This window comes from Phenylobacterium sp., from assembly GCF_036821595.1.
Taxonomy (GTDB): Bacteria; Pseudomonadota; Alphaproteobacteria; order Caulobacterales; family Caulobacteraceae; genus Phenylobacterium.
The window spans coordinates 1-20,518 of the sequence record NZ_DAISJG010000004.1 but is presented as its reverse complement, the minus strand read 5'-3'; the positions used below and the strand labels follow the sequence as shown (position 1 = coordinate 20,518).

The 20,518-nt window shown below is 72.3% G+C and carries 21 protein-coding genes and 1 tRNA gene; 13 read left to right on the top strand and 9 right to left on the bottom strand.

Features of this window, described 5'->3' with window-relative positions; all coding sequences use genetic code 11:
• The first annotated feature begins 68 nt into the window (after positions 1–68).
• Positions 69–545 (top strand): PTS IIA-like nitrogen regulatory protein PtsN, encoded by a 477-nt coding sequence (gene ptsN, locus V7Z97_RS03500; RefSeq protein WP_334161458.1) that lies wholly within the window; start codon positions 69–71, stop codon positions 543–545.
• 86 nt (positions 546–631) lie between these two features.
• On the opposite strand, the gene V7Z97_RS03495 is transcribed toward ptsN, so the two are convergent.
• Positions 632–886 carry a DUF1150 domain-containing protein gene (locus V7Z97_RS03495; RefSeq protein WP_325459645.1) on the bottom strand — a complete coding sequence of 85 codons (255 nt, stop codon included), beginning with the start codon at positions 884–886 and terminating at the stop codon, positions 632–634.
• A 109-nt stretch (positions 887–995) separates the two neighbouring features.
• The gene (locus V7Z97_RS03490; RefSeq protein WP_334161456.1) at positions 996–1,415 is read right to left on the bottom strand and encodes an Hsp20 family protein; all 420 of its coding nucleotides are present in this window, start codon (positions 1,413–1,415) and stop codon (positions 996–998) included.
• 186 nt (positions 1,416–1,601) lie between these two features.
• Here V7Z97_RS03490 and V7Z97_RS03485 point away from each other — a divergent pair, with 186 nt between their 5' ends.
• Positions 1,602–2,141, top strand: coding sequence for a hypothetical protein (locus tag V7Z97_RS03485; protein WP_334161454.1), 540 nt, complete (start codon positions 1,602–1,604; stop codon positions 2,139–2,141).
• A 29-nt stretch (positions 2,142–2,170) separates the two neighbouring features.
• On the top strand, positions 2,171–3,304 hold the full coding sequence (locus V7Z97_RS03480; RefSeq protein WP_334161453.1) for a class I SAM-dependent methyltransferase: 1,134 nt from the start codon (positions 2,171–2,173) through the stop codon (positions 3,302–3,304).
• A 50-nt stretch (positions 3,305–3,354) separates the two neighbouring features.
• Here the strand turns inward: V7Z97_RS03480 and V7Z97_RS03475 are convergent.
• Both V7Z97_RS03475 and V7Z97_RS03470 read right to left on the bottom strand, forming a co-directional pair.
• Positions 3,355–3,430: transfer RNA gene (locus V7Z97_RS03475), tRNA-Ala, on the bottom strand.
• 117 nt (positions 3,431–3,547) lie between these two features.
• A complete protein-coding gene (locus V7Z97_RS03470; RefSeq protein WP_334161452.1) occupies positions 3,548–4,018 on the bottom strand; it encodes a TIGR02300 family protein in 471 nt (156 codons plus the stop codon).
• Positions 4,019–4,141: 123 nt separating this feature from the next.
• Between V7Z97_RS03470 and aroA the strand changes: the two genes are divergently transcribed.
• The 5 genes from aroA to mscL all read left to right on the top strand — a co-directional run bounded on the left by aroA (position 4,142) and on the right by mscL (position 8,966).
• Positions 4,142–5,485, top strand: a complete 1,344-nt coding sequence (aroA, locus tag V7Z97_RS03465) for a 3-phosphoshikimate 1-carboxyvinyltransferase (RefSeq protein WP_334161451.1) — start codon at positions 4,142–4,144, stop codon at positions 5,483–5,485.
• Positions 5,482–6,135, top strand: a complete 654-nt coding sequence (gene cmk / locus V7Z97_RS03460; RefSeq protein WP_334161449.1) for a (d)CMP kinase — start codon at positions 5,482–5,484, stop codon at positions 6,133–6,135. The genes aroA and cmk overlap by 4 nt, the downstream gene beginning before the upstream one ends.
• 158 nt (positions 6,136–6,293) lie before the next feature.
• Positions 6,294–8,003 carry a 30S ribosomal protein S1 gene (gene rpsA / locus V7Z97_RS03455; protein WP_334161447.1) on the top strand — a complete coding sequence of 570 codons (1,710 nt, stop codon included), beginning with the start codon at positions 6,294–6,296 and terminating at the stop codon, positions 8,001–8,003.
• A gap of 191 nt (positions 8,004–8,194) precedes the next feature.
• Positions 8,195–8,482: an integration host factor subunit beta gene (locus V7Z97_RS03450; RefSeq protein ID WP_325459100.1), complete on the top strand. Its 288-nt coding sequence runs from the start codon at positions 8,195–8,197 to the stop codon at positions 8,480–8,482.
• A 4-nt stretch (positions 8,483–8,486) separates the two neighbouring features.
• Positions 8,487–8,966, top strand: a complete 480-nt coding sequence (gene mscL / locus V7Z97_RS03445; protein WP_334161446.1) for a large-conductance mechanosensitive channel protein MscL — start codon at positions 8,487–8,489, stop codon at positions 8,964–8,966.
• Here the strand turns inward: mscL and V7Z97_RS03440 are convergent.
• Together V7Z97_RS03440 and V7Z97_RS03435 are read right to left on the bottom strand one after the other, a co-directional pair.
• Positions 8,963–9,502, bottom strand: a complete 540-nt coding sequence (locus V7Z97_RS03440) for a hypothetical protein (RefSeq protein WP_334161444.1) — start codon at positions 9,500–9,502, stop codon at positions 8,963–8,965. The two genes, mscL and V7Z97_RS03440, sit on opposite strands and share 4 nt — an antisense overlap.
• Before the next feature lie 51 nt (positions 9,503–9,553).
• Positions 9,554–10,108: a hemerythrin domain-containing protein gene (locus V7Z97_RS03435; protein WP_334161443.1), complete on the bottom strand. Its 555-nt coding sequence runs from the start codon at positions 10,106–10,108 to the stop codon at positions 9,554–9,556.
• A gap of 77 nt (positions 10,109–10,185) precedes the next feature.
• Here V7Z97_RS03435 and V7Z97_RS03430 point away from each other — a divergent pair, with 77 nt between their 5' ends.
• The 5 genes from V7Z97_RS03430 to V7Z97_RS03410 are packed head-to-tail and all read left to right on the top strand — an operon-like array spanning position 10,186 to position 15,157.
• The gene (locus V7Z97_RS03430; protein WP_334161441.1) at positions 10,186–10,827 is read left to right on the top strand and encodes a phosphoribosylanthranilate isomerase; all 642 of its coding nucleotides are present in this window, start codon (positions 10,186–10,188) and stop codon (positions 10,825–10,827) included.
• Between the two features lie 8 nt (positions 10,828–10,835).
• Positions 10,836–12,056 (top strand): tryptophan synthase subunit beta, encoded by a 1,221-nt coding sequence (gene trpB, locus V7Z97_RS03425; RefSeq protein ID WP_334161440.1) that lies wholly within the window; start codon positions 10,836–10,838, stop codon positions 12,054–12,056.
• Entirely contained in the window at positions 12,053–12,889 is an 837-nt protein-coding gene (gene trpA, locus V7Z97_RS03420) for a tryptophan synthase subunit alpha (RefSeq protein WP_334161438.1), read from the top strand. The genes trpB and trpA overlap by 4 nt, the downstream gene beginning before the upstream one ends.
• Positions 12,890–12,894: 5 nt before the next feature.
• Positions 12,895–13,821: an acetyl-CoA carboxylase, carboxyltransferase subunit beta gene (gene accD / locus V7Z97_RS03415; RefSeq protein ID WP_334161436.1), complete on the top strand. Its 927-nt coding sequence runs from the start codon at positions 12,895–12,897 to the stop codon at positions 13,819–13,821.
• A 1-nt stretch (position 13,822) separates the two neighbouring features.
• A complete protein-coding gene (locus V7Z97_RS03410; protein ID WP_334161435.1) occupies positions 13,823–15,157 on the top strand; it encodes a bifunctional folylpolyglutamate synthase/dihydrofolate synthase in 1,335 nt (444 codons plus the stop codon).
• Between the two features lie 281 nt (positions 15,158–15,438).
• Here the strand turns inward: V7Z97_RS03410 and trxA are convergent, their stop codons facing one another.
• The 3 genes from trxA to V7Z97_RS03395 form a co-directional block, all read right to left on the bottom strand.
• Positions 15,439–15,768, bottom strand: coding sequence for a thioredoxin (gene trxA / locus V7Z97_RS03405; RefSeq protein WP_325459092.1), 330 nt, complete (start codon positions 15,766–15,768; stop codon positions 15,439–15,441).
• A gap of 85 nt (positions 15,769–15,853) precedes the next feature.
• Complete coding sequence (gene addA, locus V7Z97_RS03400; protein WP_334161432.1) at positions 15,854–19,318, bottom strand: double-strand break repair helicase AddA; 3,465 nt, start codon at positions 19,316–19,318, stop codon at positions 15,854–15,856.
• Positions 19,315–20,518, bottom strand: a 1,204-nt coding sequence (locus V7Z97_RS03395) for a PD-(D/E)XK nuclease family protein (protein WP_334161431.1), incomplete at its 5' end; no start/stop codon positions are given. The genes addA and V7Z97_RS03395, both read right to left, overlap by 4 nt.

Genomic DNA, 20,518 nt, shown 5'->3' with positions numbered 1-20,518 from the left:
GCTTCGCCGTTTCGTCATACGGTTTCGCTAGGGACCGGCCGTGCAGTTGCGGGCGCTTTAGAAGACAGATGCATATCGGCGAATTCCTCGATCGCAGCGCGATCTCCCTGCGCGTGAGCGCGGCCAACAAGCGCCAGGCCCTGGCGGTGGTGGCCGAGATCGCCGCCCGCAACCTCGGCCTCGAGGCCGGCGTGATCCTCGACGCCCTCGCCGAGCGCGAGCAGGCCGGCTCCACCGGCGTGGGCCATGGGGTCGCGGCTCCGCACGCCCGGCTGGAGGGCCTGTCGCGCATGCGCGGCGTCTTCGTGCGCCTGGAGCAGCCGGTGGAGTTCGACGCGGTGGACGACAAGCCCGTCGACCTGATCTTCGCCCTGTTCGCGCCGAAGGAGGCCGGCGCCGAGCACCTGCGCGCGCTCGCCCGGGTCTCGCGCCTGCTGCGCCAGTCGGACCTGCGCGAGCAGCTTCGCCAGGCCCGGACGGCCGACGCCATCCACGCCCTGCTGGTGCAGGACGGCGGGGCCCACCCGCGCTCGTCGGCGGCCTAGGACCCAGGCTTCGGCCATGAAAAAAGCCGGCTTCCGCCGGCTCCACCCTCCCCTGGACCAGGGGAGGGACAACTTCGGCGTGAGGGCTAGTGCACGGAGACCGGCGCCAGCTCGTGGGCCAGGGCCGCGGCCATCGCCGACTCGCGGTCGGTCAGCACGGCCAGCCGCTCGCCGTCGGCGCGGTGCACCGCATAGAGGGTCTGCTCGGGGTCGAGCTCGAACCCCTGGATGCTCGCGCTGGGGACGCTCGCGAGGATCTCGGCCGCCTTCACAGGCCGCACATAGACCAGGCTCGGAGCGCCGAGAGCGGCGAACGCTTCAGTTGTCAATACCGGTGTCATCATGACCACCTCCGAAAACTCAACGCGTCGGAGGGAAGCCGGTTCAGCCGACCTCCGACGTAACAGGCGCCGAACGGCTCGCACGCCTCGATTGTGACCGCCCCGGTCCTCATCCGGCGGTGCGGATCGGGATCTGCTGGATCCGCACTTCCGGCTCGGGCCGGGCCAGGTCGATATGGAGCAGGCCGTGCTCCAGGCTCGCCCCTTCCACCACCATGCCGTCGGCCAGCACGAAGCTCCTCGCGAAGCCCCGGGCGGCGATGCCGCGGTGCAGGTAGGCCTCCTCGGGCCTTGCGCCCCCGTCCCGTTTGCCGGTGACGGTGAGCTGCCGGTCCTCGACGCTGACGCTCAGCTGGTCGGGCGAGAACCCCGCCACCGCCAGGGTGATGCGCAGGCCCCCGTCGCCGCGGTCCTCCACATTGTAGGGCGGATAGCTCTCCGCGGCGGCCTTGGCGGCGCGCTCGATGAGGCTGCGGGTGTGCTCGAAGCCCAGCAGGAACGGGCTGTCGAATAGGATCGACCGGTTCATTCTCGAAGAGTCCTCGATAGAAGCGACTCTCCGGCCGGGCCGCCCGGTAGCGGCGCGGCTCGGCCGGACCTTCCCCATATGGGGTCTGGCGGTTGCCTCCGCAACGCAGGGCGGTTTCATTGGAGCCCTTCGCGGCCGGCCGCCCGCCGGTTCCGCCCGACGCTGCCGTCCCACCCGGAGTTGTTCATGAAGTCCGTTACCTCCGCCTCCGTCGCCGCCCTCGCCGCCCTGGCGCTGGCCGCCTGCGACGAGCCGAAGCCGCGCAACCCGCCGCCCGCCGCGGCCGCCGCGCCGGCCGCCGCCGCCGCCGCGCCCGCGGCGCCCGCCGCGCCGGCCGTCGCCAGCGCGGGCCTGGCCAAGCGCGAGGGCATGGCCGGTTTCTACGTGGACGACATCGGCGGCGCGCACGATCCGCTGAACCGCCAGCCCGCCATCGTGGCGGCCGGCGCGCCGATCGCCGTCTCCGGTTTCGCCTTCGATTCCACCAGCAAGCAGCCGGCCCGCGCGGTCGACGTCGTCGTGGACGGCGTGGCCTATGGCGCGGCCTACGGGTCGCCGCGGGAGGACGTGGCCACCTACAACAAGAACCCGGCCCTGGTGAACGTCGGCTACGCCGTCACCCTGCCGGCCCTCCCCGCCGGCGATCACACCCTGGTCCTGCGGGTCGTCTCCACCGACGGCGGCGGCTATCAGGAATCCGTGCCGGTGACGTTCACGGTGCGCTAGGCCGGCCGGTTCGGGCGCGGGATCCGGCGATGGACGCCAGGGCCGACAAGGTGCTGATCAGCCTCGATCCCCCGTACCGAATCCCGGACGGGACGGCGGACTTCGTCTTCCTGGGCTGGGCCGAGGTGGCGGACCCCGAGGCGCCCGACATCCGCATGACCGTCAACCGCGTGGAGGTCCCGGTCCGGATCGGCGGCCGGCCGGTCGATTTCGACCTCTATCACCCGGGCGTGGAGGCGCTGAACTTCTTCCAGCGCGTGCACCTCGTGGACCTGCTGCGCGCCGCGCCCCCGCCGGCCGAGCCCTTCCTGCTGGAGGTGGCGGTGACCAGCGACGGCCGCGCCCGGACGTTCGAGTACGCCGTCTCCGAGGCCTGGCTGCGCAAGGTCTACGGCCGCCCGCTCCGCGCCCGCGCCATCCCGCCGGAGCCCCTGCAGATCCGCGTCACCGGCGCGGCGGCCGGCGAGTTCCACCGCACCGGCCGGGCGACGGCGGAGCAGATCGCCGGCCTCCTGGCCCGCGGCGGCCGCCCGCTGGCCGAGCACCGGCGCATCCTCGACTTCGGCTGCGGCCCGGGCCGGGTGATCGACTGCATCCACGACCTGCACCCGGCCGCGGAGCTGTCCGGCTGCGACATCGACGCCGAGGCCATCGCCTGGGCCCGGGGCGCGCTCAGCGGCGTCGCCGATTTCCGCGTCAACGGGCTCGAGCCGCCGCTGCCCTTCGACGACGAGAGCTTCGACCTGGTCTACGGCGTCTCGGTCTTCACCCACCTGCCGGAGGACCTGCAGAACGCCTGGCTGTTCGAGCTGCGCCGCGTGCTGAAGCCCGGCGGGACCCTGCTGACCACCAAGCTCGACGCCCTCGACTACGACTATGTGCCCGAGCCCGTGAAGCAGGCCTATGCCCGCGACGGCTTCGTCTTCTGGGGCGAGGCCGACCTCACCGAGGGCCTGCCCGACGTCTACCGGCTGGCCTACCATACCGACGACTACGTCCGCCGCGTCTGGGGCCGCTACTTCGAGGTGCTGCACGTGGGCTCGCACGACCTCAACGCCACCCAGGACGCGGTGCTGATGCGCCGTCCCCGCCATGCGCTCTCCTGGCTGCCGCCGAAGCTGCGCAGGCGCCTGCACGCGCTGAAGGCCCTCGCGCCGGCCTGAGACCCACCCCGGAAAAGGCGAAGGCCCGCCGGGTTACCGGCGGGCCCTCATGGTGGAGCTAAGCGGAGTCGAACCGCTGACCTCTTGAATGCCATTCAAGCGCTCTACCAACTGAGCTATAGCCCCGAGGTCTCGGGTCGCCGGAGGGTGCGCCCCCCGGCGAGGCGCGGAACCTAGTCAAAGCCTTGGCGGCGATCAAGCGGGTCTTTCGACCTTTTTCGCCGCAGGCTTCACCGGTCCCGCCTACCGGTCGTCGACGTCGCCCTCGTCGGGCAGGCCTTCGATCTCGGAATCGTCGAAATCGTCGTCCTCTTCCTCGAGGAACGGCACGTCGGCGTCGTCCTCGACTTCCTCGTCGTCGGAGAATTCGCCGAGGTCGTCGGAGACCGGGCTGACGCCCGGCTCGGCGGCGTCCTCGTCATCGTCACCGGCCAGCGGCGGCTCGTCGACCACCTCGTCCAGTTCCGGCGTGACGACGTCCTCTTCCTCGTCCTCGGCGTCGTCGGTCTTGGCGACGACCTGGTCCTCGGCCTCTTCGTCGGCCTCGGTCTCCGGCACGATGGCGCGCGCGCGGACGCGGCGGTTGCGCACCGCCTCGTCAGGATCGAAGTCGCTGCCGCACTTCGGACAGTGGGCGGGGCGCTTGTTGAGATCGTAGAATTTCGCTTGGCAGGTCGGGCAGATCTGCTTGGTGCCGAGCTCGGGATTGGCCAAAGGAGGCGACCCTCTTTAGACGGGGGGTTCTTGAGAAGCGGGCTCCCTTGCCACGGGGGAAGGCGGCTGTCAAAGCAATCCCCCTCTCGGGAACCCAGGTGTGCGGAGGCGCGGATTTCAGGCATGGCGGCGGCGGGTTTGAGCGCCAGGCGGAGCGGTCCCCTGAAGGGCGTGGTGCGGGCGCCGGGGGACAAGTCGATCTCCCACCGGGCGCTGATCCTGGGGGCGCTCGCCGAGGGGGTCACCGAGATCGAGGGCCTGCTGGAAGGCGACGACGTCAGGCGCACGGCCGCGGCCATGGCCGCCTTCGGGGCCCGCGTCGAGCGCCTGGGGGAAGGCCGCTGGCGGGTCGAGGGGCGCGGCGGCTTCGCCGAGCCGGCCGACGTGGTCGACTGCGGCAACGCCGGCACCGGCGTGCGCCTGATCATGGGCGCTGCCGCGGGCTTCGACCTGGCCGTCACCTTCACCGGCGACGCCTCCCTGCGCGGCCGGCCGATGAACCGGGTGCTGAAGCCGCTGGGCGAGATGGGCGCGGCCTGGATTTGCCGCTCCGGCGGCCGCCTGCCGCTGACGCTGAAGGGCGGCAACCTCAGGCGCATCGCCTACCGCTTGCCCGAACCCTCGGCCCAGGTGAAGTCCGCGGTCCTGCTGGCCGGCCTCAACGCCGACGGCGGCGCCGAGGTCATCGAGCCGGAGGCCACCCGCGACCATACCGAGCGCATGCTGCGCGGCTTCGGCGCCGAGGTGCTGGTGAGCGAGGAGGGCGCCGGCCGCCGCATCGTCCTGCCGCCGGGCCAGCGCCTGCGCGGGACCTCGATCCGCGTGCCGGGCGACCCGTCCTCGGCCGCCTTCCCGCTGGTCGCCGCCCTGGTGACCCCCGGCTCGGAGGTCACCGTCCAGGGCATGCTGCTGAACGCCCTGCGGATCGGGCTGCTGGAGACCCTGGGCGACATGGGCGCCGACCTGGCCGTGACCAACGTCCGCGACGAGGGCGGCGAGACGGTGGCCGACGTCACCGCCCGCCACTCGCAGCTCACGGGCGTCGAGGTGCCGCCCGAGCGGGCGCCCTCGATGATCGACGAATATCCCATCCTCGCGGTCGCCGCCGCCTTCGCCGACGGGCCGACCCGGATGCTGGGCATCGGCGAGATGCGGGTGAAGGAGAGCGACCGGATCGCCCTGATGGCCGCCGGCCTCGCCGCCTGCGGCGTCGGCGTCGAGGAGGAGCCCGAGGCCCTGACGGTCATCGGAACCGGCCGGGGCAACCATCCCGTGGCCGGCGGCGCGCGGGTCACGACCCACGGCGACCATCGCATCGCCATGTCCCACCTGGTCATGGGCCTGGCCTCGGAGCGGCCGGTCGCGGTCGACGAGCCCGGCATGATCGCCACCAGCTTCCCCGGCTTCGTCGAGCTGATGACCGGCCTGGGCGCGAAGATCGGCGAAGACGCCCCGCAGGCCGCGTGAAGCCGCCCTTCGTCATCACCGTCGACGGCCCCGCCGCATCCGGCAAGGGCACGGTCGCCTCGGGGCTCGCGGCCGTCTACGGCCTGCCGATGCTGGATTCCGGCCTGCTCTACCGGGCCGTGGGCGTGCTCGCCGCCCGCGCCGGCCACGACCTGGACGACGCCCCGGCGGCCGCCGCCGTCGCGAAACGCCTGACCGCCGAGGACCTCACCGATCCGGAGTTCCGCACCCGCGGGGCCGGGGAGGCGGCGAGCCGGGTGGCCGTGCACCCCGCCGTGCGCCTGGCGCTCCGCGACCTGCAGCTCGCCTTCGCCCGGCGCCCCGGCGGCGCCGTGCTCGACGGCCGCGACCAGGGCACGGTCATCTGCCCGGAGGCCCCGGCCAAGCTCTACGTGACCGCCACGCCGGAGGTCCGCGCCGAGCGCCGCTGGAAGCAGCTCACCGCCCAGGGCGAGGACGTCACCTACGCCGAGATCCTCGCCGACATCGCCCGGCGGGACGAACGCGACGGCGGCCGGGCCGACTCGCCCATGCGGCCCGCGCCCGACGCCGTCTTGCTGGACACGTCCGAAATGACTATAGAGCAGGCCGCCGATGCGGCCCGCCGCATCGTCGAGGCGGCGCGCGCCCGCTGGGAATCCACTTCCTAGCCGAGCAAATCCAACCGCGCCTTTCCCTCGGTCGCTGCGGGCAAATCTCACTGCACGGGTATGCCCGCGCCTTCGGTCCAACCCTTAACCCGACACGGGGACTCCGTCCGACAGCGTCCGCTGTGGGGCCCTCGCGTCATTCGAGATGAAAGACATTTATGGCTGACGATATGAGCCTGAACCCGACGCGGGACGACTTCTCCGCGCTGCTCGACGAGTCCCTCGGCGGGCGTGACTTCATGGAAGGCCAGGTTGTCCACGGCAAGGTCGTGGCGATCGAGAAGGACTTCGCGATCATCGACGTCGGTCTGAAGACCGAAGGCCGGGTGCTCCTGAAGGAGTTCGCCAACCCCGGCGAGGAGAAGGCCGCCCTGAAGGTCGGCGACACCGTCGAGGTGTTCCTCGAGCGCGTCGAGAACGCCATGGGCGAAGCGGTCATCAGCCGCGACAAGGCCCGCCGCGAGGAAGCCTGGACCCGCCTGGAGGCCGTCTACGAGCGCAACGAGCCGGTGATGGGCGCCATCGTCGGCCGCGTGAAGGGCGGCTTCACCGTCGACCTCGGCGGCGCCTCGGCCTTCCTGCCGGGCAGCCAGGTCGACATCCGCCCGGTGCGCGACGTCGGCCCGCTCATGGGCCGCGAGCAGCCGTTCGCCATCCTCAAGATGGACCGTCCGCGCGGCAACATCGTCGTCTCGCGCCGCGCCATCCTGGAAGAAGCCCGCGCCGAACAGCGCACCGAGCTGGTCAGCCAGCTGCAGGAAGGCGAAGTCCGCGAAGGCGTGGTCAAGAACATCACCGACTACGGCGCGTTCGTGGACCTGGGCGGCATCGACGGCCTGCTGCACGTCACCGACATGAGCTGGAAGCGCGTCAACCACCCGAGCCAGGTCCTGGCGGTGGGCGACACGGTCAAGGTGCAGATCGTCAAGATCAACCCCGAGACCCAGCGCATCTCGCTCGGCATGAAGCAGCTGCAGTCCGACCCGTGGGACGGCGTGGAAGCCAAGTACCCGGTGGGCGCCAAGTTCACCGGCCGCATCACCAACATCACCGACTACGGCGCCTTCGTGGAGCTGGAGCCGGGCGTGGAAGGCCTGGTGCACGTCTCCGAGATGTCCTGGACCAAGAAGAACGTCCACCCGGGCAAGATCGTCTCCACCTCGCAGGAAGTGGAAGTGGTCGTCCTGGACGTCGATCCGTCCAAGCGCCGCGTGTCGCTCGGCCTCAAGCAGGCCATGGCCAACCCCTGGGACGCCTTCCTCGAGGCGCACCCGGTCGGCTCGACCGTGGAAGGCGAGGTCAAGAACGCCACCGAGTTCGGCCTGTTCATCGGCCTCGACAACGACATCGACGGCATGGTGCACCTGTCCGACCTGGACTGGGCGGTCTCCGGCGAGGAAGCCATCGCCAAGTACAACAAGGGCGACGTGGTGAAGGCCCGCGTGCTCGACGTCGACGTGGAGAAGGAACGCATCTCCCTCGGCATCAAGCAGCTGGCCGGCGACCCGATGCAGGGCGACAGCTTCCGCAAGGGCCAGACCGTCACCGCGACCGTCACCGAGGTCACCTCGGGCGGCATCGAGGTCCGGTTCGGCGAGGACGACGCGCCGATGTCGGCCTTCATCCGCAAGTCGGACCTGTCGCGCGACCGCGCCGACCAGCGCCCCGAGCGCTTCGCCGTGGGCGACCGCGTCGACGCCCAGATCACCAACGTGGACAAGGCCGCCCGCCGCGTCTCGCTGTCGATCAAGGCGCTCGAGATGGTCGAGGAGAAGGAAGCCATCGAGAAGTTCGGCTCCTCCGACTCCGGCGCCTCGCTGGGCGACATCCTGGGCGCGGCTCTCCGCGAGAAGGCCCAGAAGGAATAGGTCCAGCCTCCGGGTTGAACATGAGCGGCGGCCCGGGAGACCGGGCCGCCGTTTTCATTTGATGGACCGTGCGGCGCGCGCCACCGTCGCGCCCAAGCTTGGCCATATGGGGCCGTAAACCGTCTTTCCGCCTTGAATCCACAGGCGGAGTCTTCCATGGTCGCGCCGCTCCCCACTCCCCGAAGGGCCGCATGATCAAGTCCGAGCTCATCGCCAAGCTTGCGGAAGAGAATCCGCACCTGACGCAGCGCGACATCGAGCGCGTGGTCGGCGTGATCCTCGAGCGGATGATCCTGGCCCTGGAGGACGGCGGCCGGGTCGAGCTGCGCGGCTTCGGCGCGCTCTCCGTGCGCTCGCGCGACGCCCGCGCCGGCCGCAACCCCCGCACCGGCGAGCCGGTGGACGTGCGCGCAAAGCACGTGCCCTTCTTCAAGAGCGGCAAGGAGCTGCGCGAGCGGCTCAACGCCGTGGACGAGTAGGCCGGTGGCCGCCCCCTCGGACCCGCCCGGGGCTCTCCGGCGCCGCGTCGGGGTGATCCAGGAATTCCGGGAGTTCATCGCCCGCGGCAGCGTCATCGACCTGGCGGTCGGCGTGATCATCGGCGCGGCCTTCAACGACATCGTCAAGACCCTGGTCGACCAGGTGGTGATGCCGCCGATCGGCCTGCTCTTGTCGGGGATCGACTTCTCGCACCTCGCCTGGGTGCTGAAGGCGGACAACCCGGCCACCGCCGTGGACGAGCGCGTCGCCGTCCACTACGGGGCGCTGATCAACGCCGGCATCAAGTTCCTGATCGTCGCCTGGGCGGTGTTCCTGCTGGTGAAGATGATCAACGTCATCCGCCGGCGCGAGGCCGAGGAGGGGCCGCCGACCCCGCCCGCCCCGACGCCGCAGGAATCCCTGCTGATCGAGATCCGCGACCTCCTGAAGGCCCAGGCCGGGCGCGACGGGACCGGGTCCTAGGCCCCGAGGGGCGCCTCGATCAGGGCGTCCGCGCCCTCCGCCTCGCCGGCGTCCGGCAGCAGGTCGAGCTCGATCATGGTCAGCTCGGTCACCACCACCATCTGCCGCGCGCGCCAGGCGGCCATCATGATCCAGCCGATCCAGGCGAGACCCGCACCGGCGAAGAAGATGTCGACGGCGTCCCATTCGAGGCGGGCCAGCACCTGCGGCGCGAGCTGGTTCAGGACCAGGGCCGCGGACGCCGGCACGGTGACGAAGGCCACCCCGCTCCAGCGGGCCACCGACTCCAGCCGGCGGTGGTTGATCGCGGCGATGGCGTGCAGGCGGCGCTGGTCGGCGGGCGCCAGCCCGCGGACGATGTCGGCCACCCTGAGGCTCGAACGGTTGCGGCGCAGGCCGCTGACGTAGTCCACGCCCCACTGGCTCCAGGCGCTGCGCCCGAAGATGCTGTCCCAGACGAGCCCGCGCACGGTCATGGCGCGCACCATCTCGCGCCAGACGCGCCAGAGGCCTTCGCTGTCCAGCCGCTCGGCCATGTCCTGCGCTCCCAACCCGGAGCGCAGCTTGGCGGCGATCGGGCCTGCGGTCTAGGCGACCTTGAAGCCTTCCCAGTTCAGCATCTTGAACAGCTTGGCGTTCTCCTCCGGCGGCAGGGCGTCGCGGAAGGCCGGGAAGATCTCGTCCTCCTCCTCGCGCATGTGCTCCTGAAGCTGGGTCCAGAAGGCGCGCGCCTTGATCAGCCAGCGCGGGTCGGTGGAGGACGTGCGCCGCAGGTCGTAGATGAAGGTCTTCACCTCGGCGTGGTCCTCGGTCAGGTGGTGCGACTGGTCGGTCCGGGCGTTCTCGGCCAGGGCCGGATAGATCACGTTCTCCTCCTCGATCGCGTGCTTGGTCAGCGCATAGGCGATCTTGGTCAGCAGCATCTCGCGCTTCAGCATCTCGTCGTCGCGGGTCTTGAGGAGCTGCTCGAACATCTTCTCCACCATCCGGTGCTCGGCGGTGAGCGCCGCCACCCAGTCCCCGGCGGCGAGCGAGGGGCCCTGCATCACCGCCTTGCGGGCGTGGGGGATGGCGAGGCCGGCCATCAGGCCGAGCGCCGCGCCGGTGGCGAGACGGCCGAGGTTTCCGGACGTGTGGGGCATTGTGGTTCTCCCTGGAGTCAGGGCTGAGAACGGGCCGCCCCTTGCCCCCGTTCCGCTTCATCCCCTAATCCCCGCGCATGAGCGTGAGCACGAAGATCTGCGGGGTCTCGACGCCCGAGGCGGTGCGCGCCGCCCTGGACGGCGGCGCGGGCTTCCTGGGCTTCGTCTTCTTCCCGAAGAGCCCGCGCAACCTGGCGATCGACGCCGCCCGCCGGCTGGCCGAGCCGGCGCGCAACCGGACCAAGGTCGTGGCCCTGCTGGTCGATCCCTCCGACGCCCAGGTGGACGAGGTGGCCAGGGGCCTCGCCCCCGACCTGATCCAGCTGCACGGCGCCGAGACGCCCGCCCGGGTGCGCGAGATCGGCGCCCGCGCCGGGACCGGCATCGTCAAGGCCCTGGCCATCGGGGACGCCGCCGACCTCGCTCCCGCCGCCGACTACGAGACCGTGGCCGAGCACCTGATGTTCGACACCAAGCCCCCGAAGGACGCCACCCGCCCCGGCGGCACCGGCCACAGCTTCGACTGGACCCTGGTGTCGGGGCGCCGTTTCCGGCGGCCCTGGTTCCTGGCCGGCGGGCTCGATCCCTGGAACGTGGCCGACGCCGTGCAGCAGTCCGGCGCCCCCATGGTGGACGTTTCCTCTGGCGTGGAGCGCGGTCCCGGCCTAAAGGACCCGGCCTTGATCACGGCGTTCCTGGACGCCGCCAGACGAGCCTGAACCGCCTCGTGAACGCGCCCGCCAGACCCAACGACTATTCGGCCTATCCCGACGCCGCCGGCCGGTTCGGCGAGTTCGGCGGCCGCTACGTGCCCGAGACCCTGATGCCGCTGGTCCACGAGCTGGACGCCGCCTACGCCGCGGCCAAGGCCGACCCGGCGTTCCAGGCCGAGCTCGACGGCTTCCTGAAGCACTATGTCGGCCGGCCCAGCCCGCTCTACTTCGCCGAGCGGCTCACCGCCCACTACGGCGGCGCGAAGATCTACCTGAAGCGCGAGGAGCTGAATCACACCGGCTCGCACAAGATCAACAACTGCATGGGCCAGATCCTGCTGGCCATGCGGATGGGCAAGACCCGGATCATCGCCGAGACCGGCGCCGGCCAGCACGGCGTGGCGACGGCCACCGTCTGCGCCCGCTTCGGCCTGCCCTGCGTGGTCTACATGGGCGCGGTGGACGTGGAGCGGCAGAAGCCCAACGTCTTCCGCATGAACCTGCTGGGCGCGGACGTGCGGCCGGTGACCTCGGGCTCGGCGACGCTCAAGGACGCCATGAACGAGGCCCTGCGCGACTGGGTCACCAACGTCCACGACACCTACTACCTGATCGGCACCGCCGCCGGCATGCACCCCTATCCGGCCATGGTCCGCGACTTCCAGGCGGTGATCGGCCGCGAGGTGCGCGAGCAGATCCTGGAGCTGGAGGGCCGGCTGCCCGACGCCGTGGTCGCCTGCGTCGGCGGCGGCTCCAACGCCATCGGCATCTTCCACCCCTTCCTGAACGACGCCGAGGTCAAGCTGATCGGCGTCGAGGCGGCGGGCGAGGGGATGGACACCGGCCGCCACGCGGCAGCCATCAACGGCGGCCGCCCCGGCGTGCTGCACGGCAACCTCACCTACCTGCTGCAGGACCGCGAGGGCCAGATCGAGGAGGCCCACTCGATCTCCGCCGGCCTCGACTATCCCGGCATCGGCCCGGAGCATTCCTGGCTGCACGACGTCGGCCGCGCCACCTATCTCACCGCCACCGACGCCGAGTCGCTGGAGGCCTTCATGCTGCTCTCGAAGCTGGAGGGCATCCTGCCGGCCATCGAATCCAGCCACGCGCTCGCCCGCCTGCCCGAGGTGGTGCGCGAGGTCGGCAAGGACGGGATCGTGGTGCTGAACCTCTCCGGCCGCGGCGACAAGGACGTGGGCACGGTGGCCGCCCACCTGGGACGCCAGATTTGACCACCGCCCGTATCGACGCCCGCTTCGCCGCCCTGAAGCAGGAAGGCCGCGCGGCCTTCGTCGCCTACGTGATGGCCGGCGATCCCGACCGCGACACCGCCCTGAAGATCCTGCAGGGCCTGCCCGCCGCCGGCGCCGACCTCATCGAGCTGGGCTTCCCCTTCTCCGACCCCATGGCCGAGGGCCCGCCGATCCAGCGCGCCGCCCAGCGGGCGCTGGCCAACGGCATGACGCTCCGGGGCACGCTGGACCTCGCCCGCGCCTTCCGCGAGGGCGACGACACGACCCCGCTGATCCTCATGGGCTACATGAACCCCCTGCTCACCTGGGGCTTCGCCGCCTTCGCCCGCGACGCGGCCGAGGCGGGGATCGACGGCCTGATCGTCGTCGACTGCCCGCCCGAGGAGGCCGATCCCCTGGCCGACGCCCTGGACGCCGCCGGCGTCTCCCTGATCCGGCTCGCCACCCCCACCAGCGACGACCACCGGCTCCGGACCATCGTCCGGCGCACCTCCGGCTTCGTCTACTACGTCTCCGTGGCCGGGGTGACCGGGGTGAAGGAGGCCGACGCCACGGCCGTGGCGCCCAACGTCGAGCGGGTGCGCCGGGCCTCGGGCCTGCCGGTCGCCGTGGGCTTCGGCATCAAGACTCCGGAAAGGGCCGCTGCGGTAGCACGCGTCGCCGATGCGGTCGTCGTGGGCTCCGCGCTTGTGGATGAAGTCGCCGGAGCGGTGGATAGAAACGAAGACGTGACCCGGCGAGTTCTTTCCAAAGCTGAATCCTTGGCTAAGTCTGTGCGCTTCGCGCGCAACGGCCAAACGACGATGGTCTAGAACCGATGGCGATGGCTGAGCAGAGAAACGACAAGCCCGGACGGACCCAGGGCGGACGCGAGCGTCGCGGCTGGCTGGCCCGGATCGCGCCCGGCGTGCGCAACGCCTTCGCCAAGCGCGAGACGCCCGAGAACCTCTGGGTCAAGTGCCCCGACACCGGGGAGATGATCTACCGGCCCGACCTCGAGGCGGCCCTGTGGGTCACGCCCTCGGGCTTCCACATGCGGATCGGCGCGGCCCAGCGCCTGCGCATCACCTTCGACGACGGGGTGTTCGAGAAGATCGCCTCGCCCGTGGTCGCCGACGATCCCCTGAAGTTCCCCGACGAGCGGCCCTACCACGAGCGGCTGAAGGCGGCCCGCAAGGCCACCGGCGAGCAGGACTCCATGGCCATCGGCTACGGGAACATCCAGGGCCAGCCGGCCGTGGTCGTGGTCCAGGACTTCAGCTTCATGGGCGGCTCGCTCGGCATGGGCGCCGGCGAGACCTTCATCAAGGCCGCGCAGGAAGCCGTGAAGCGCGAGGTCCCGTTCGTGATCTTCACCGCCTCGGGCGGCGCGCGGATGCAGGAGGGCACGCTCTCCCTGATGCAGATGGCCCGCACCACCCTGGCGCTCAACGAGGTGAAGGCCGCGGGCCTGCCCTACGTCGTGGCGCTCACCGACCCCACCACCGGCGGCGTGCTCGCCTCCTACGCCATGCTGGGCGACGTCCACCTGGCCGAGCCCAACGCCACCCTCGGCTTCTCCGGTCGCCGGGTGATCGAGCAGACCATCCGCGAGACCCTGCCGCCGGGCTTCCAGAAGTCCGAGTTCCTGGTGGAGCGCGGCATGGTGGACAAGGTCGTCACCCGCGCCGAGCTTCCTGTGGTGCTGGGCTCGATCCTGAAGACCCTCATGATGGGGCGCGAGCGACTTCCCTCCGCCGCCTGATGTGACCCTTCCCGCGATCGACCACGATCCGATCCGCGCCTCGGACGCGGTGATCCAGCGCCTGCGCGCCAACCATCCGAGCCTCATCGACCTGACCACCGGCCGCGTCGAGCGCCTGCTCGCCGCCCTGGGCCACCCCGAGCGGCGCCTGCCGCCGGTCATCCACGTGGCCGGCACCAACGGCAAGGGTTCGACGGTGGCCTACCTGCGCGCCATCGCCGAGGCGCAAGGGCTGAAGGTCCACGCGCTCACCTCGCCTCACCTCGTGCGCTTCGCCGAGCGGATCCGCGTGGCCGGCGAGCTGATCAGCGACGCGCGGCTCATGGAGCTCACCGACCGCCTGGAGGCCGCCAACGCCGGGGAGCCGATCAGCTTCTTCGAGATCACCACCGTCCTGGCCCTCCAGGCCTTCGCCGACACCCCCGCCGACCTCTGCATCGTGGAGGTGGGGCTGGGCGGCCGGTTCGACGCCACCAACATCTTCGACGCCCCGGCCGTCAGCGTGATCACGCCGGTCGACTACGACCACCTGGAGATGCTGGGGCCCGGCCTCGCCAAGATCGCCTGGGAGAAGGCCGGGATCATCAAGCCCCGCCGCCCGGTGGTGGTCGCCCGCCAGCAGGAGGAGGCGCTCGACATCATCGAGCGCGAGGCCGACGCGCGCATGGCCCCCATGCTGCTCATGGGCCGCGACTTCGACGCCTGGGAGGAGCGCGGCCGCCTGCTGGTGCAGATGCCCGAGCGCCTGCTCGACCTGCCGCCGCCCAGCCTGTTCGGCGGCTACCAGTTCGCCAACGCCGGCCTGGCGGTGGCCGCGGCGCTCACCTTCGACCCCAGCCTCAGCGAGGACGCCATCGGCCAGGGCGTCGCCTCCGCCGTCTGGCCGGCCCGCTTCCAGCGCCTGACCAGGGGCCCGCTCGCCGAGCTCGCCCGCTCGCGCAGCTCCGACCTCTGGCTGGACGGCGGCCACAACCCCCACGCCGGCCGGGCGCTCGCCGAGGCCGCCTCGCGCCTCACCGACCGCGACGGCCGGCCGCTGGCGCTCGTGGTGGGGATGTTCGCCCGCAAGGACGCCCGCGGCTTCTTCCAGCCGTTCGCCGAGATGCACCCGAAGGTCTTCGCCACCACCTTCGATTCGCCCAACGCCGCCCCGGCCGCGGAGATCGCCGAGGCCGCCCGCGCCAACGGCTTGGAAGTGGAGGAGGTGGGGGACGTGGAGGCCGGCGTGCGCCGCGCGCTCTCCGCCGAGGGCCCGCCGCCCCACGTCCTGGTCTGCGGCGGCCTGCACTTCGCCGGCGAGGTCCTGGCCCTGAGCCCCGAGACCTGGCCGACGTGAGTTTCCCTCCCTTGATGGGGAGGGACAGACCGCGAAGCGGTCAGGCTGGGGAAATGTGGGGCCGGACCGCGGCGCGCCCCTGGTTCATGCCCGAGGCTGCTCCCTTCCTCCTCGATGGAGGACGGGCGGGGATGGTGGTGTTTGCAGGGCGACGAGGCGACGGGCGCCGCAGGGCGCAGGCGCCCCCTGGCGCCATCCGCTTCGGCTCAGCGGGTCCACCACCACCCAACCCTCCTCCATCGAGGAGGAGGGCTTGAGCGGCGGGCCCACGCGACGACTGGCTAGGCCGCGACCCCGGCTTCGTTCAGCCACTCCAGGATCTTCTGCTTGGGCATGGCGCCGACCTTCATGGAGGCCATCTGGCCGCCCTTGAAGAGCATCATGGTCGGGATGCCGCGCACGCCATAGCGCGAGGGCGTGGTCGGGCTTTCCTCGATGTTCAGCTTGGCGACGGTGACCTGGCCGCCGAGCTCGTCCGAGATCTGCTCCAGGGCGGGCGCGATCTGCTTGCAGGGGCCGCACCATTCCGCCCAGAAATCGACGAGCACCGGGCGCTCGGCCTGCAGCACGTCCTTCTCGAACGACTCGTCGGTGACCTTCACAGTGGCCATGGGTAGCTCCTTCTGCGTGGGCCCAGGTTGCAAACGCGGCCTCACGCCTCTTGATCCGCCGATGTAGGCGGCGCCTGCCTTCCTATCAACCGCTCCGGCTCAGCTCGGCAAGCGTCCGGGTCAACAGGATTTCTGGGATCGGCATCAGCTTGGGGCCGTCGGTCCACACCAGAGCCGCCTCGATCGCCCGCCCGGGAAAGACCTCGCCCAGCACCGCCGCATAGACCGCCATCTGGCGCAGATAGGCCGGATCGGCGTCCTCGATCCGCGCGGGCGAGGGCCGGTTGGTCTTGAAGTCGGCCACCAGCACCCGGTCGGGCAGCACCACCAGCCGGTCGATCCGGCCGGAGATCCGCAGGCCCGCCGGCAGGGCCGCCGCCGTCCCGGCGATCCCCACCTCCGGACGGCTACCGGGGCCGAACACCTCGGCGAAGCGGGCGTCCTCCAGCACCGACAGCGCCGCGGCGGTCATCTCCGCCCGCTGCGCCTCGGTCAGGTCGGGCTCCCGACCCAGCAGCGCCCGCGCGCCTTCGGCCCGGGCAGACGGCTCCAGGTCGGGCAGGATCTGCAGCAGCCGGTGGATCAGGTCGCCGCGCCGGAAGCGGCCCAGCCCTCCGGCCTCGGCCAGCGGCGAGGGCGCCGGCGCCTTCGCCGCCTCGCCCAGGTCCGACGGCGAGGCATAGCGCGCGAAGGCCTCGGCCTTCGGCGCGACCGTGGCCCAGGCGGGCAGGGCGGCGGGGACCGGCGCCGTGCGGGCGCCCCGGCCCAGGGGGCGTGGATCGTCGCCGTAGCGGAGGGCCTGGAACTCGCCGCACGCCACCTGGCGCACCCGGCCGCGGATCCCCTCGTGCTCGAAGCCGGCGCGGATCGCCGCCCACCAGCCCTTCAGCCCGGATTCCTTGCGGTTGCCCGGCAGCTTGCCGCACAGCACCAGCCGCTCGCGGGCCCGGGTCAGCGCCACATAGAGCAGCCGCAGCGACTCGGCCTCCTCGCGGGCGGCGCGCCGGGCGCGGGCCGCGGCGCTGGGCAGGCAGTCGGCCTTGCCCGACGCGCACCACAGGAAGCCGCCGTCGTCGGTCTCCATCAGCGGCGAGCCGCGGGCCCCCTGCTGGCTGGTGGTCTCCGGCAGGAAGACGATCGGCGCCTCCAGCCCCTTGGCGCCGTGGGCGGTCATCACCCGCACCTCGTCGCGTCCGCCCTCCAGCTCGCGCTTGACCACGATGTCGAGGCTGGCGAAGGCCGCGGCCAGGCCCTCCAGTGTGTGCAGGCCGCGCGTCTCGGCGGCCAGCACCTGGGCCAGGAACTCGTCCAGCGCGTCCTGCGCCTCGCCGCCCAGCCGGCGCAGCAGCCGCGCGCGCATCGACCGCCCGCGTCCGTCCGTCCGGCCCAGAACCGCGTCGTACAGCTCGAAGGGCCGCCGCGTCCCCGCCTCCCCGATCAGCCAGCCGAGCAGGTCGGCCGCCGCCCGCCACTCCGGCGCCTCGTCGGCGCGGGCCTGCAGGACGGCCCACAGCGACGCCTTCCGGCCGTGCGCCAGGCGGTAGAGGCTCTCGTCGTCCACGTCGCAGAACGGGCTGCGCAGCAGGGCGGCCAGCGTCAGGTCGTCGTCGGGGAACAGGGCGAAGCGGGCCAGCGCCAGCAGGTCGTCGAAGATGATGTGGGCCGACAGCGCCAGCCGGTCGGCCCCGGCCACCGGCACGCCGGCGTGCTTCAGGGCCCGCAGGATCTCCTCGAACAGGGGCCCGCGCTTGCGCACCAGGATCAGCACGTCGCCGAAGCTCGCCGGCCGCCAGTCCCCGGCCTCGCCGAGGTCGCGGTCGAACACGGCGTCGCCGCGAGCCACCAGGTCGCGGACCTCGCAGGCCACCGCCGCCGCCAGCCGCTTGGTGGCGCTGGCCTCGCTCTCCACGTCGAGGGGGACGGTCCAGGCTTCCCGCTCTGCCGCCTCGCCTTCCTCGACCAGCGGCCAGAGGTCCACGCAGCCCGGATGGCCCGCGCGCATGGCCGGATGCGACAGCGGGTCGGGCAGGGGCGGCACGCCGGCCTCGAACACCGCGTCCACGAAGCTCAGCACCTCGGCGGTGGAGCGCCAGGAGGCGAGCAGCGGCACCGGCTGGGCCTGCCGCTCGGCGGCCCGGATCTCGGCCACGTAGCGCTCGGTCTCGCTGACCAGCCGCTCGGGATCGGCGCCCTGGAAGGAATAGATCGACTGCTTCTCGTCGCCGACCACGAACAGGGTGCGGTCCAGCGCCCCGCGCCGGTTGCGGCCCTCTCCGGCGAAGAACTCGGCGGTGAGCGCGCGGACGATCTCCCACTGGTCGGGGGCGGTGTCCTGCGCCTCGTCCACCAGGATGTGGTCGATGCCGCCGTCCAGCTTGTAGAGCACCCAGGCCGCCGCCGGCCGGCTGCCCAGCAGGGCGCGGGTCTTCTCGATCAGGTCGGCGAAGTCCAGCGCCCCGGAGAGCCGCTTCTCCAGGCCGTAGGTGGTCAGATAGGCCTGGGCGAGGGTGAGCGCATAGACCGTGTCCTGCGCCACCCGCGCCGCCCGCAGCCGCTCGCGGGCGTCGGCCAGCCGGTCCTGCTCGGCGAGCATCCGGCTGCGCAGCCCCTCGTCGGACTTCAGCCCGGCGGTCTTGGCGATCAGGGTGACCGGCGTGCCCTCGCCGCCCTCGGTGAACAGGGCGGCGAGCTGGTCGGCGAGCGCGGGCTCGGCCAGCTCGGCGACCCGGGCGAGCTTGGCGGCGCACTTCTGGTCGTTGGTCCCGCTGCGGCCCAGCACCTCGGCGGCCGCGCGCCACAGCGCCCGGTCGAGGCCGGCGAGCGCCTGCGCCTCCACCTCGTCGGGACTGGTTCCCGGCGGCAGGCCGCAGGCGGCCCACACCCAGGCCACCGCCCCCGGCAGCCCGCCCCGGGCGGCGAAGAAGTCCTGCAGCGGGCCGCGCCGGGACTCGAAGTCGAGGAACATCTGCTGGAAGCTGGCGAAGTCGAGCGCCACCGACAGCCGCGCATAGGCCTCGGCCACCGGGCCCTGTACCTTCAGCGCGTGGTGGGCGACGTCCGCCCGCGCCGCGGCGGCCACGGCGGCGGAGGCCGCATCGTCCATCACCCGGAAGCCCGGCGAGACCCCGGCCTCGAGCGGGAACCTTCGCAGCAGCTTCTCGCAGAAGGCGTGGATGGTCTGGATCTTCAGCCCGCCGGGCGTCTCGAGCGCGCGGGCGAACAGGGCGCGCGCCTCCGACAGCCGCCGCTGGTCGTAGCCCTCGGCCGGCCGCCCCTCGAGCTCGGCGAGCTGGCGCACCAGGGCCTCGTCGGCCATCACCGACCAGTCGCCGAGCAGCCGGTAGAGCCGGCGCTGCATCTCCGCCGCCGCGGCCTTGGTGTAGGTGACGCACAGGATGGTCTCCGGCGCCGCCCGCTCCAGCAGCAGCCGGGCCACCCGGTCGATCAGGGTCTTGGTCTTGCCGGACCCGGCGTTGGCGCGGACGAAGGCGGAGATGGCCGGGTCGGCGGCGGTCCGCTGCGGGTCGGGCTGGCTCGTGAGGGCGCTCACGCCTCGCCCTCCTCGCCGCTCGTCGCCCACTCGAACACGCGGGCCAGGTGGTCGTAGTCGGAGGCGTACTGCTTCACGAACTGCGGGGCCGTGCGCGACACATAGGGCCGGTCAGGCTCGAAGTAGCGCGCCACGAGATCCTCCAGGCCCTGCAGCGCCTTCAGCGCGGCGGCCTCGCTCTCGTCGCCGGCGGTGGCGCGCACCTCCTCGCGGCCGGCCGGCTTGCGCCCGGTGACCTCCAGGTAGGTGAGCTCGCCGGGCTTCAGCGGGCCGATGTCCGCGAACCCGCCGCGGGCCAGGATGGCGGCGGTGAGGGTGAGCTGCGGCGAGAAGCCGGTGTCGACCATCTTCTGCGACGGGGCGCGGCCGGTCTTGTAGTCGAGGATGTGGCCGAAGCCGTCCGGGTCGGCCTCGATGCGGTCGGCCTTGGCGGTCAGCGTGAACCGGCGTCCCGCGATCTCCAGGGGCAGCTCGCCCGACTTCTCCACGTGGATCGCCCGGCCGTCGGCGCGGCGGCGGGCCTCCAGCCCTGCGACCCAGGCGGCGGCCTCCCGGGCGAGCGCGGTCTCGCGCGCCAGCCCCTCGCGCGGCATGCCGGCGGCCTCCAGGGCGTCGAGGTAGAGCCGGGCGAAGATGTCGGCCGCGTCCGGCGGCAGCTCGCGCGGATGGTCCTTGGCGAACCGCTCGAAGGCCGCGTGGATCGCCTCGCCGCGGGCCCGGGCCTCCACCGGCTCGTCCGGCCGCTTGAGCGGGTAGAGCCGCAGGATGTCGCGCGCCCAGACGGCGTAGGGGTCCCGGGTCAGGGCCTCCACCCGGGTCACCGCCAGCCTCGCCGGCCGGTCGTCGACGGGCGGGCAGGGGGCGGGTCGCCGGGCCGGGGCGTAGCCGTCGGGCGCGTCGAGCCGCCGGGCCCATTCGATCGCCTCCGGCCGGCCGGGGATCTCCACGCCGGCGCCCCGCGCCAGGGTCTCCAGCCGCCAGAGCCAGCGCGACTTCACCGCCGGCGCGCCCTCGCGCCGCTCGGAATGCAGCAGGATCGCCTCGGGCGCGCAGGCCGCCTGGGCGAAGTCGTGGGCCGACAGACCGATCCGCCGCTCCGGGCTGGGCAGGCCCAGCCGTTCGCGCATCGGCCGCGACAGGAAGGGGTCCAGCGGCGCGCCGCGCGGCCAGACGCCCTCCTCCAGCCCCGCCACCACCAGC